Below are 11,937 nucleotides of genomic sequence, written 5' to 3' on the forward strand. Positions count from 1 at the left end.
TAACGGTATATGACCGGAGTTCTTGCCCGGCCGGACGAAGAAACATACGGTACATTTAGGAGGAAAGACGTAGTCCGTCAGATGATAACTTCCATTCAGCCAAAAAATTACCTGTACATACCGCTGGTATTTTTCTAAGGAATCGTCTAATTTTGCACCCCGATTGCCGGAGTATAAAACCGAGCTTATCCGGAAGCCTGGCAATACTCCAAGGACTGACCAAAGGTTCGGAAACAAACACAATCATAAAACCAATAATGGCAAGAGATTTAAAGTACACGCGAAACATTGGTATTGCCGCCCACATCGACGCAGGGAAAACGACCACGACGGAACGTATTCTCTACTACGCCGGTGTAAGCCACAAGATCGGTGAAGTTCACGATGGTGCGGCCACGATGGACTGGATGGAGCAGGAGCAGGAACGTGGTATCACGATTACCTCTGCTGCGACGACGGTTAACTGGAAGTACCGCGATCAGAGCTACCACATCAACATCATCGATACTCCGGGTCACGTTGACTTTACCGTAGAAGTAAACCGTTCACTGCGGGTACTCGACGGGCTGGTATTCCTCTTCAGCTCTGTTGACGGCGTAGAACCCCAGTCAGAAACCAACTGGCGTCTGGCTGACAACTACAAAGTACCCCGTATCGGTTTCGTGAATAAAATGGACCGTTCCGGCGCCGACTTCCTCAACGTAGTGAAGCAGGTCAAGGAAATGCTGGGAAGCAATGCAGTACCCCTGCAGCTGCCCATCGGTGCAGAAGATAGCTTCCGTGGCGTAGTTGACCTCGTCAACTTCCGCGGTATCATCTGGAACGAAGCAGACAAGGGTATGACGTTCGAAGTTGTCCCCATTCCGGAAGACATGATCGAAGAAGCTACCGAGTACCGCGAGAAACTTCTCGAGGCAGTAGCTGAATACGACGAGTCGCTGATGGAGAAATACTTCGAAGATCCCGAGTCGATCTCTGAAGACGAAATTCTCGCCGCTCTCCGCGCCGCTACGATCGAAATGAAGATCGTTCCGATGGTGTGCGGTTCTTCTTTCAAGAACAAAGGCGTTCAAACGATGCTTGACTATGTGATGGCCCTCATGCCGTCTCCGCTGGACAAGGAAGCCATCGTCGGAACCAACCCGAACACCGACGCAGAAGTAGTACGTCATCCGAGCGAAAGCGATCCGTTTACGGCGCTTGCGTTCAAGATCGCTACTGACCCCTACGTAGGTCGTCTGTGCTTTGTTCGTGCCTACTCAGGTGTTCTCGAGGCTGGTTCTTATATCCTCAACACCCGTTCAGGCAACAAGGAGCGTATCTCCCGGATTTTCCAGATGCACGCCAACAAGCAGAACTCCATCGAGCGTCTGTCTGCCGGTGACATCGGTGCCGTAGTAGGCTTCAAGGACATCAAGACGGGCGATACCCTTTGCGATGAAAAGAACCCGATCGTTCTCGAATCGATGGAATTCCCGGATCCGGTTATCGGGTACGCAATCGAGCCGAAGAAGACTGCCGATCAGGACAACTTCTCGAAAGCGATTACGAAGCTCATCGAAGAAGATCCGACGCTGAAGGTTGAGACCAACGAAGAAACCGGCCAGACCATCATGCGTGGTATGGGTGAGCTTCACCTCGAAATCATCATCGACCGGATGCGTCGTGAATTCAAGGTAGAAGTTAACCAGGGTGCTCCCCAGGTTGCTTACAAGGAAGCCCTCACGAAGAACGCCGAACACCGCGAAGTGTACAAGAAGCAGACGGGTGGTCGCGGTAAGTTTGCCGACATCGTATTCGAACTCGGGCCCCGCGAAGACGGCAAACCGGGTCTGGAATTCGTCAACGAAATCGTGGGTGGTGTGATCCCCCGCGAATTCATCCCGGCTATCCAGAAGGGTTTTGACGAAGCGATGAAGAACGGTCCCCTCGCCGGCTACCAGATGGACTCCATGCGGGTTCGCCTCTTCCACGGTTCCTTCCACGATGTTGACTCCGATTCTCTGTCCTTCGAAATGGCAGCGCGTCTGGGTTACAAGGAAGCAGCCCGCTCGGCAGGTGCGAAACTCATGGAACCGATCATGGCTGTTGAAGTCCTCACGCCGGACGAATACACCGGTCCGATCACGGGTGACCTCAACCGTCGCCGCGGTATCATGAAGGGTATGGATACCCGTAACGGTGCCCAGGTGATCAAGGCTGACGTTCCCCTGTCAGAACTGTTTGGCTACGTAACCGACCTCCGGACGATGTCCTCAGGCCGCGCTACTGCCAACCTGACCTTCTCTCACTACGAATTCGTTCCGCAAAACATCGCTGACGAAGTAGTGAAGAAGGCGAAAGGAGTCTAATTCTGTTTGCGGTCTTCGGTTTGCAGTTTTCAGTTGGGGAAACCCCCGAACTGAAAACTGTAAACCGAAAACTGAAAACAAAAAATATCCCCCGCCGGAGTAAATGGTTCTTTCGGCGGAGGGCCTGTGAAATCAGGCAAATTCACCGAACCAGTATACAACATGAGCCAAAAAATTCGCATTAAGCTCAAGTCATTTGACCACAACCTCGTGGACAAATCGGCTGAACGCATCGTAAAGGCTGTAAAAGCTACAGGTGCAGTGGTAAGCGGGCCCATCCCCTTGCCGACTGACAAGCAGATCTACACCGTTCTGCGTTCTCCGCACGTAAACAAGAAAGCCCGGGAGCAATTCCAGCTTTGCACCTACAAGCGTCTGATTGACATCTACTCGACGTCGGCCAAGACCGTAGACGCCCTGATGAAGCTCGAGCTTCCCTCAGGTGTTGACGTGGAAATCAAAGTATAATGTTTCGCTCATAAGCGTCTCGAAAGCCATCCGGAAACGGATGGCTTTCTTGTTTTTCGGTGTCTCAGTAACTGATTGGGAAACAGCTTCAGTCTCACTGGAAAATGGATTTCTTCTGTCTGTTAACCTTAACCATGGCCTACGGATATGTTTATATAGTATTTTTGAAGTCAAATCCATTTATATACCCCCGTTCCCGTATAAAACACAGTATGAATTTGTCGATTATCGTTCCGGCCTATAACGAAGAAAAGACGATCCGATCGGTGCTGGAAAAGCTGAAAACCCTGGAATTATTACCTCCATTCGGAAAAGAAATCATCGTCGTCAACGACTGTTCTTCCGACGATACCGAAAAGGTTGTCCGGGACTTTATCGCTGCCAATCCGGATCTTTCGCTGAAACTGCATTCTCACCCCGTAAACAAGGGTAAAGGTGCAGCCCTGCATACAGGGATACAGGAAGCCTCAGGCGACTATGTCATCGTTCAGGACGCTGATCTGGAGTATGATCCTGCTGAATTCAATATTCTCCTTAAACCGGTTCTCGACGGGTACGCCGATGTCGTTTACGGTTCCCGCTTTATGGGTGGCAATGCGCACCGTATTCTCTTTTTCTGGCATACCATCGGAAACAAATTCCTGACGTTTTTAAGCAACATGTTTTCCAACCTGAACCTGACGGATATGGAAACCTGTTACAAGCTCTTCCGCGCCGATATTATCAAGAAAATAGACCTGAAGGAAAAGCGTTTCGGCTTCGAACCGGAAGTGACGGCCAAAGTCGCTAAAATATCCGGAATCCGGATTTATGAGGTAGGTATTTCCTATTACGGACGCACATATGAAGAAGGGAAAAAAATCAACTGGAAGGACGGTTTCAGGGCCATTTACTGCATCCTTCGCTACGGCTTATTAGGGTAGTAAAAAAGCGGCACGAAGGCCGCTTTTTTTGATTTGAATATTTCGGAACTCAGCGTACAGGCGCGCTGATTACGCCCAGGTAACGCCCCATCCAGTATGGTAATAAAAAGGAGTCTCCGGCGCTTAATTCGCTGATTCCGTTTTCCTTCCGATCCAGTTTGAAGAGGTTCCGGTTGTGTTTCAGCTCGGGGCGTTCATCGGGCGGCAATACCTCCCGCGTGGTCTGTCCGCGGAAATTATCGGGGATAAACTCCAGGTCTTTCCGGTGGCTGTTGAGTACCTGCCATTCGATCATATCCAGCGGAAATTCCTTCAGGTACCAGACGGTTTCATCCAGACCGAAATCAGAGGTTCCCGTCATGGCATAGCAAAGATTCCAGAGGCCATTTTTCTCCGGTTTTTCAGCCTGCCAGTGATCGCGTATCGCCGCGAGGTATTGTTTCTTCAACCCTGCGTCAAAAGCGTACGGATACAGGCACCAGTAGGCAAGGAAATACATCTCGTCGTCGGAGTGATTCCAGGACTCGGACATATCTTTCGCATGCTGGTCGGCGTCGGCGGGAGCCTGACCTATCTCACGGATCGGCCGGAGCAGGTTTTCCAGGTAACCGTGCTTTTGCATGAGCTCATAGGCCTTTTCCCGGTATAGCTTCTTTCCCGTAAAATGATATGCCGCCTGGAGAAATCCGATGATGTTGGAGGAATAGAGTTTCCGGTCGCCGACGTTTTTCGGAAATCCGTTGACATACTCCGGGTTCCACTTGCCCCACAGCGTCGGTTTTCCGTCAAAATCGATGAGGTACCAGTCGTGTTCGATAATCGCTGTCATGAGTTCATCCATGCGCCGGATGGCCCGCTGTTTGAGCTCGCCGTCCATCAGCCGGGCGACAAGCGTCAGGGTAAACATCTGGCCGACGGTCTGATCGCTGCTCGTTGTGCCCCGCCAGTCCCAGCCTTCGTCGGAGGCATGTACCCAGCCGTTGGTCATGCCGCCGTCCCACGGCTGATTCGAGAATTTGTGGTATCCGCGGCGTTCGAAGCCCCGGGCAAAATACCCCGGCATACCGGTGATGGTAAAGAGCCGGTCCATGGCGTCGAACGACTCCCGGAAATTTTGCAGCGCCTCCGGGTCTTTCGTCACCTTGTAGCGGAACAGCTGGCTGATGAGGTACATCGACGTCCAGAGATTGTCGCTGTCGCGTTGCCCCATTTCGAAGGTGGAGAGGTCTCCGTTTTTCTTCAGCCGGGAAACGTCGCAATTGAACCCATACCGGATATGCCGCTGCCGGACCTGTTTTTCATATGCTAAGGCCTTGTCTTCCAGTGTCATGCGCCCAAATCGAATCTCGCCCAGACCTTTATCGGTCAGGATAGAGACCGTCGCCCCCTCACCGGCGAACAACTGAAGCACCCGGTTGCCCGGCAGCCAGCGTTCTCCGAAATAATAATCATACTTCCCGTCCGCCCGCAGGCGAAACGCGCCCATCGCCGAGCCAAACCACAGCTCTTCACGGATAAAGGCCACGGCCGACAGTTCCGGTACCGGCAATTTTTTCTGCGCGATACCTTCCTGGCGGAACGTCGCGGCGTGGAGCAGGAGGTAGCCGGCGCGGGTACCGAGGCAGAGTTTATCGCCGGAAATGGCGAAACACGTCAGATCCGGCCGCTGAAAAACGGTGCGGATCGTGCCGTCAGCAGGGGAGAAGGCGGATACGGAATGGTCGCCAAGGATCAGAAACCGGCGACGTAGAGGATCGTAACAGAGACTTTTAACGACATCAGCAGCCAATTCGCCGCTCCAGGCAACGGCGCCGTTTTGCAGAAAACGCAGTGCTTTTCCGTCCGAGACAAGGAAGCTTTTGCCGTCGCCTCCACAGGCCATTTTAGCTCCGGGAAGTCCATGTCTCAGGAATACGGTACCCGCCCAGGCATTGCTGAAAACGGCCTGACTATCCAGGTACACCAGCTGCCCGTCGTGCGCAAACACCGACACCGGCCGGCGGTCTTTCATCGGAACATAGGCCGCTTTCGGTTCGAGGGTGCCGGGATACTGAAACCGCCCGCCCGCGGGATGGAGAATCTTTCCGGAAGCGAGTATTTCCGTGACGCCGTTGCGGTCGCAGGCAGCGGCTACCGGTAGTTCAGACGTATAAAACCGGACGGCATAGTCCTGCGTGTACGGCTCATCCCGGTAGGCGGGCCGCTTCGACTGGGAAGCGGCCGCACCTGCCAGGAAGCATAGCCAGAGCGTGATTTTTTTCATGGCTAACGGGTAGGCGCGCTGATGACGCCCAGGTAGCGGCCCATCCAGTACGGCAGGAGCCAGATATCGCCGGCACTATGCTCGGAAACGCCGTTTCCGCCCTTGCGGTCGATGCTGAAAAGATTGGCATTGTGCCGGTGAATGGGCGTTTCGTCCGGAGGAAGGACCTCTTTGAGCGTCTGGTTGCGGAAATTGGCCGGCAGCTTCTCGACGTCCTTGCGGTGGCTGTTGGAGATATTCCAGTCGATGAGGTCGAGCGGGTACTCCTGCAGGTACCAGACAGCTTCGGCGAGGTCAAAGGTTTTGGTCCCCGTCAATGCCGTGAAGATGTTCCAGGCGCCGTCTTTTTCCGGGCGTTCGGCCTGCCAGTGATCGAGGATAGACTGCTTGTATTTGGCTTTGAGGGCGTCGTTGAAGGCGTAGCGGAAGAGCCCCCAGTATCCGACGAAATACATTTCATCATCGGAGTGATTCCAGCCTTCCGACATGTGTTTGGCGTGGTCGTCGGCATCTTCCGGGGCCTGACCGATTTCCTTCATCGGGCGCATGAGGTTTTCCAGGTACCCGTGTTTTTCCATCAGTTCAAGGGCCTTCTTCTTGTATTTCTCCTTTTTGGTGAAATGATAGGCCGTCTGAAGCATAGCCGTGATGTTGGAGGAATTCAGCTTGCGGTCGCCAACGTTTTTCGGGAAGCCATTGACATATTCAGGATTCCATTTACCCCACATCGTCGGTTTTCCGTCGAAATCCACCAGGTACATATCATGTTCCAGAATATGACTCATGAGGGTATCAATGAGCGTAACCGCGCGGGTTTTGAGCGACGGTACAAGCTCCGCCATCGCCCCGAAGGCAAAAATATGGCCGATGACTTCGTCGCTGCTGGTCGTCGCCTTGTAGTCCCACCCGGCCTGCTGCGCATGCTGCCAGCGCTCGGGATCGCCCAGTTGGGAAATATAGCCGCTTCGTTCGAACGAGCGCGCCGGGAAACCCGGTACCGGATGGATGGTATAGAGGCGTTCCATTGCGTCGAGAGATTCCGTGCAATTCTGAAGAGCGTCCTGCTCTTTCGTCACAGCATAGCGGAAGATTTCGCCGGCCAGGTACATAGATGTCCACAGGCCGTCGTTGTCGGAATCAGCGAGGTAGCCCATGCCCAGGTTGCCTTTCTGCAGGCCGTCGAGCGAAGCATTGAAGCCATTCCGGATATGCCGGGAACGTACCTGCTGGTCGAAGAACTGCGCCTTTTCATGCAGCGTCATCTGCTTGAAAGTCAGCTCGGTAAGCCCCGCCGTGGTGAGGATCAGGACTGATTTGCCGTTTCCGGGCGCAATGGCGGTCACCTGATTACCCGGCAGCCAGCGCTCGCCGTTGTAGTAATCGTACTTTCCGTCGGCGCGGAGGGAAAAAGCGCCGTCGGAGGTGCCGAACCAGGCTTTTCCGTCGACGACAGCTACCGCCGTAATATCCGTTACGGGGACTTTTTGTTGAAGCGTCGCTTTTTTCGTCGCCAGATCAACAGCCAGGTACCCGTTTGCGGTACCGACGTAAGCCGTCTTCGCCGTCAGGTCAAAGGCGGTAAAACCTTCCCCCGAAGCAATACGGATCAGTTTTTCTCCCGAAAGAATATACAGTCCCTTTTTCCCCAATACCCAGAAACTGCCGTTCCGGAAGCGGATCTGACGGACTTCGTCTGCCGGCAACTGACCTTTCCAGAGAACGTTCGGTCCTTTTACGAGGTGCAGGGCCGATCCATCGGAAACGAGGAAGGTAAAATCCTTTCCGCCGGCAACTACCCGTGCCCCGGGAAGCTGGTGTTCGGCGTATACCTTACCGGCCCACGCCTGGCTGAAAACGGCCTTGTCGCTCAGGTATATAAGCTGGTTTTCATAAGCGGTAATCGCGGCGAGTTTCCAGGTCTGTACGGTTCGGTAGCGTTTTTCCGGAACGAGTGTCCCGGGGTACAGAAAGCGGCCGTCATAGGTATGGAGCAGTCCGTTGCCGGAGAGTACCTGTATAGTACCGTTGCGATCGGCGGCAACGCTGCTCAGTGCGGGCGCATCCGAATAGTATTTTATGGCATAGTCCTGCCAGAATGGTTTGTCGGCATGTACCTGGCCTAAAACCGACCAGGTATTCAGGAAGAAAAGGAAGAAAAGTACGCGCATGGGATTTTTCATTGAGTAAGGTGTTGGGGATCGACCACGACATGCTTGATGGATTTGTGTTGATTATCAGCGTGATGCGAATAGGTCATGTGCAAAAGGCCGTCGGGCGACTGAATCAGACTCGGGTAGGAGTAGCCTCCCTGCCCGGCCGGATGATCTTCGATTCGGGTTTTCCACTTCCAGGTCCGGCCTTCGTCATCTGAAAGGTACAGGCTCAGGATATGGCGTCCGTTGTCGATATCGTTTCCGAGAAAGGCCCACTTCCCGTTTTTCAATACCAACAATTCCACGCTGGCGGTATTCGGAATATCGGTTTTGCGGGAAGCTGTCCAGCTCTGTCCGTTATCACGGGATTCGCTGACATGCACCCGGGTGGGCTCGCTGCCGCTATCCCGGGCGTATGCGACGATCGTGCCGTCTTTCCGTTGCGCAAGGGCCGGTTGAATGGGGCCACGGCCAACGAGCGGGCGGCCGGGCAGCCAGGTCGCCCCTTTGTCGTCCGAAATCGCCATGATTGACAGGTTGAAACCGTCTGAATACAGCGGCAGAATAATACGTCCATTGGCCTGCACCAGTGGTTTGATGCGGGTCATCCAGCCAATGCTGCGCTTGCCGGCGTCTTTGGCGGCTTCCCGGATCTGATCATCGTACCGGGGCGCATATCCGGCCCAGCCTTCGTGGGCAGAGGGAAGCTCTTTGAGCCGGGCGGCAACTTCTTCGGCAAATTCTGGTCCGGGTTTGAGGAGGATGTTGTCCTGATGGTTCCAGACGGGCGAACCGTCTTTCCCGTAGTCGGTGGCGGTTTTATAGCGGAGGATGGAATATTCCCACTGATTGGCCTGCACGGCAATCCAGACGAGGAATAATGTTCCTTCCTGATTCAGAAAAAGAACCGGATTGCAATCGGGCAGGTGAGGAGTATCGGCCATTTCAAAGGGAGTACTCCAGGTTTTGGCGCCTTTTTTGAGCCGGGCGCCCATGATTTTCACGTCGTCAGCCGTGCGCTCGCCGCTTCCGTAAAACCAGACGGCAAGAAAATCGCCGTTGGGGAGCGCGACGATACTGCTGCCATGCACGTGTTTTTCCTGCGGGGGAAAGATCAGTTCTTCCCGGACGACGGGTTTTTGTGCGGTAGCGGCGCTTCCGGTCAAAAGAAGCAAAACGAGCAGTTTTCGAATCATACAGGAAAGAGAATCAGTAGAGCATGTTCAGGCGCCGGACCGGCGAAGCGACTGACCGGTACGGCAAAAAACAATCCCAGCATCCGGCACAGGAAGTCCTTCCCAGTATACTCCGCAACCGGTGGGCCGGGCTATCGGTAACCTGATTTTACGGCGGAAAAGCCAGCGGTCGCTGCCGTGCAAAAGAAAAGCCGGCCGGATGACGATCCGGCCGGCTCTGGAAACCAGGGAAAAGGAAAATCAGTAGCCTCCCCGGAACTTATAGGTATCGGCTACTTTCTTGATTGCCACCATATAAGCTGCAATCCGCATCGGTACTTTGTATTCCTGGGAAATCTGGTACACGCGGTCAAATGCGTCTTTCATGATGCGGTCTGAGCGGCGGTTGATCCGGTCGAGCGTCCATTTGTAGCCGATCCGGTTTTGCACCCACTCAAAGTAGGAAACCGTTACCCCGCCGGCGTTGGCCAGGATGTCGGGGACGACGAGAATACCTTTTTCGTTGATGATTTCGTCGGCGCTGGCGGAAGTAGGGCCGTTGGCGCCTTCCACGATCAGTTTCGCCTGGATACCGGCGGCATTGTCTTCGGTAATGACGTCTTCCTTGGCTGCGGGAACGAGCAGGTCTACCGGCAGCGTCAGTAATTCATCGTTTGATATTTTGGTGGCGTCGGCGAAGCCTTCGAGGAGACCTTTGTTTTTCTCGCGGTACTCCATCGCTTTCTGGATGTCGATGCCTTTTTCGTTGTAGTACGCGCCGGTCACGTCGCTGATGGCTACCACTTTCACGCCCCGCTCATGCAGGAGGGAGGCGGCATGGGAGCCGACGTTTCCGAAGCCCTGTACCGCCGCCGTAGCCCGGTAGGGGTTGATGCGGAGCTTTTCCATCGCGGAAATAGCAGATACCATCACGCCGCGGCCGGTCGCTTCCTTGCGACCCAGGGAGCCGCCGAGAACGAGAGGCTTGCCCGTTACGACCGCGTTGACGGTCATGCCATAGGCTTTGGAGTATTCATCCATGAGCCAGGCCATTTCGTTTTCGCCGGTACCCATATCGGGGGCGGGGATGTCGCGGTCGGGACCGAAAACATCGAGCATCGCGCCCGTATAGGCCCGCATGAGGCGTTCGATTTCACCTTTGGACATTTCCCGCGGGTTGCAGCGGATACCGCCTTTTGCCCCACCGTAGGGAATGTCGACAACGGCGCACTTCCAGGTCATCCAGGCTGCGAGGGCCTTTACTTCATCCATGTTGACGTCCGGATCAAACCGGATGCCGCCTTTGGAAGGCCCCAGAATGGTTGAATGCACCACGCGGATACCTTCGAATACCCGGACGGAACCGTCGTCCATCGTCACCGGTAACCCCACAACCACCTGTTTCCGGGGAACCATCAGGATATCATACATCTCGGGGGAGATATTGAGCAATTTGAAGGCCACATCAAACCGCTGCATCATGGATTCAAGTGGATTTTCTTTCTGCAGCGGCGCTGGCTCTATGTAAGTCATGGCGTAGTCTGATTTGGGTAATAAATAGGATAATAACCGGAAAAATCCCGAACTGCCGCAAACTTAACAGGATTCTTTCGAGAAATGCAACCCGGTCAAGAACCTGACTATCAGCCGGGTTATCGTCGGGGATAAGTACCGAAAGGAAACAGATTGGGGGAATTCTGAAAAAGAAGTATAAAGCCAAATAAACTATGCCTTTATGTCTTAAAGCACGCGAATAATTTTTTTACACATTTGGCCCTTTCCGGTAAAAAGTTATTTTTGTTGCATTTTTTCAAGGTAATCCGCCTCGTGAAGAGGTGAAACGGGGTAACGTATTGTACACTAGGCTTTTAGAAACTATTCGCTGCCCGCATTCGTTGATATTATAGTTTTATTCATAAACCCCGTGAAGATGATGACCCCTGTAGAAGAAAAGACCCGGTATTCCGAAGAAGAGTTAAAGGAGTTCGAAGAACTGATTCAGAAGAAACTCGGTGATACCCGGACGGAGTTAAACTACATCCGGGAAGCATTGAGCAAACGAAATGATCCTGGTACGGATACGACTTCCGGCAACACCAAACTGCTCGAAGACGGCGCCGATACCAGCGAACGGGAAAACCTGAGTCAGCTCGCAGCCCGGTTGCAGAAGTACGCGACCCAACTTGAAAATGCGCTTATCCGCATCAAAAATGGTACGTACGGCGTCTGTGTGGATACCGGTAAACTGATTCCGAAGGAGCGCCTCCGCGTCGTGCCGCATACGCAGCAGACGATTGAAGCGAAGCTTCGCAAGCAAAGCTGATAACCGACTGGCAATCAGGGATGCACATGATGGGAGCGGAACAAGGTTGATCTGCCCCCGGGTAGGCTACCCCCTGCTGAAACCAGCGGCTGACATACATACTACTGAAAATCAGGGCTGTCTCCAACCAATGGAGGCAGCCTTCTTTTTTTTGATTCTGTGTTTTCTGTGAAGTCTGTGAGAAACAAAAGCCGCTGGCAATGCTAGGCTCTATTCTTCCGGCGATAACTGTTTTTCTCACAGACTACACAGACGTCACAGAAGGGGACCTGCCGTTTCGG

General features: G+C 53.7%; 8 protein-coding genes. 4 read left to right on the forward strand and 4 right to left on the reverse strand.

Annotated features, from left to right (window positions below):
• Nucleotides 1-257 precede the first annotated feature (257 nt).
• The 3 genes from fusA to BLR09_RS08420 all read left to right on the forward strand — a co-directional run bounded on the left by fusA (nucleotide 258) and on the right by BLR09_RS08420 (nucleotide 3,742).
• Nucleotides 258-2,351, forward strand: coding sequence for an elongation factor G (gene fusA, locus BLR09_RS08410; protein ID WP_093200387.1), 2,094 nt, complete (start codon nucleotides 258-260; stop codon nucleotides 2,349-2,351).
• Nucleotides 2,352-2,513: 162 nt separating this feature from the next.
• A complete protein-coding gene (gene rpsJ / locus BLR09_RS08415) occupies nucleotides 2,514-2,819 on the forward strand; it encodes a 30S ribosomal protein S10 (RefSeq protein ID WP_093200390.1) in 306 nt (101 codons plus the stop codon).
• Between the two features lie 212 nt (nucleotides 2,820-3,031).
• Nucleotides 3,032-3,742, forward strand: a complete 711-nt coding sequence (locus BLR09_RS08420) for a glycosyltransferase family 2 protein (RefSeq protein ID WP_093200393.1) — start codon at nucleotides 3,032-3,034, stop codon at nucleotides 3,740-3,742.
• A 49-nt stretch (nucleotides 3,743-3,791) separates the two neighbouring features.
• On the opposite strand, the gene BLR09_RS08425 is transcribed toward BLR09_RS08420, so the two are convergent.
• The 4 genes from BLR09_RS08425 to BLR09_RS08440 form a co-directional block, all read right to left on the reverse strand.
• Nucleotides 3,792-6,005: a hypothetical protein gene (locus tag BLR09_RS08425; protein ID WP_093200396.1), complete on the reverse strand. Its 2,214-nt coding sequence runs from the start codon at nucleotides 6,003-6,005 to the stop codon at nucleotides 3,792-3,794.
• A gap of 2 nt (nucleotides 6,006-6,007) precedes the next feature.
• Entirely contained in the window at nucleotides 6,008-8,173 is a 2,166-nt protein-coding gene (locus BLR09_RS08430; protein WP_093201393.1) for a hypothetical protein, read from the reverse strand.
• Between the two features lie 8 nt (nucleotides 8,174-8,181).
• Complete coding sequence (locus BLR09_RS08435) at nucleotides 8,182-9,354, reverse strand: sialidase family protein (protein WP_093200398.1); 1,173 nt, start codon at nucleotides 9,352-9,354, stop codon at nucleotides 8,182-8,184.
• A gap of 240 nt (nucleotides 9,355-9,594) precedes the next feature.
• On the reverse strand, nucleotides 9,595-10,866 hold the full coding sequence (locus BLR09_RS08440) for a Glu/Leu/Phe/Val family dehydrogenase (RefSeq protein ID WP_093200401.1): 1,272 nt from the start codon (nucleotides 10,864-10,866) through the stop codon (nucleotides 9,595-9,597).
• A gap of 397 nt (nucleotides 10,867-11,263) precedes the next feature.
• Between BLR09_RS08440 and BLR09_RS08445 the strand changes: the two genes are divergently transcribed.
• Entirely contained in the window at nucleotides 11,264-11,656 is a 393-nt protein-coding gene (locus tag BLR09_RS08445) for a TraR/DksA family transcriptional regulator (protein WP_394331401.1), read from the forward strand.
• Nucleotides 11,657-11,937 lie beyond the last annotated feature (281 nt).

The organism is Siphonobacter aquaeclarae, assembly GCF_900103285.1.
Classification (GTDB): domain Bacteria; phylum Bacteroidota; class Bacteroidia; order Cytophagales; family Spirosomataceae; genus Siphonobacter; species Siphonobacter aquaeclarae.

Bases quoted from the DNA above. Each gene is read 5' to 3' on its own strand.
- BLR09_RS08445 (WP_394331401.1), top strand. From the start codon at position 11,264: ATGATGACCCCTGTAGAAGAAAAGACCCGGTATTCCGAAGAAGAGTTA.
- rpsJ (WP_093200390.1), top strand. From the start codon at position 2,514: ATGAGCCAAAAAATTCGCATTAAGCTCAAGTCATTTGACCACAACCTC.
- BLR09_RS08440 (WP_093200401.1), bottom strand. From the start codon at position 10,866: ATGACTTACATAGAGCCAGCGCCGCTGCAGAAAGAAAATCCACTTGAA.
- BLR09_RS08420 (WP_093200393.1), top strand. From the start codon at position 3,032: ATGAATTTGTCGATTATCGTTCCGGCCTATAACGAAGAAAAGACGATC.
- BLR09_RS08425 (WP_093200396.1), bottom strand. From the start codon at position 6,005: ATGAAAAAAATCACGCTCTGGCTATGCTTCCTGGCAGGTGCGGCCGCT.
- fusA (WP_093200387.1), top strand. From the start codon at position 258: ATGGCAAGAGATTTAAAGTACACGCGAAACATTGGTATTGCCGCCCAC.
- BLR09_RS08435 (WP_093200398.1), bottom strand. From the start codon at position 9,354: ATGATTCGAAAACTGCTCGTTTTGCTTCTTTTGACCGGAAGCGCCGCT.
- BLR09_RS08430 (WP_093201393.1), bottom strand. From the start codon at position 8,173: ATGCGCGTACTTTTCTTCCTTTTCTTCCTGAATACCTGGTCGGTTTTA.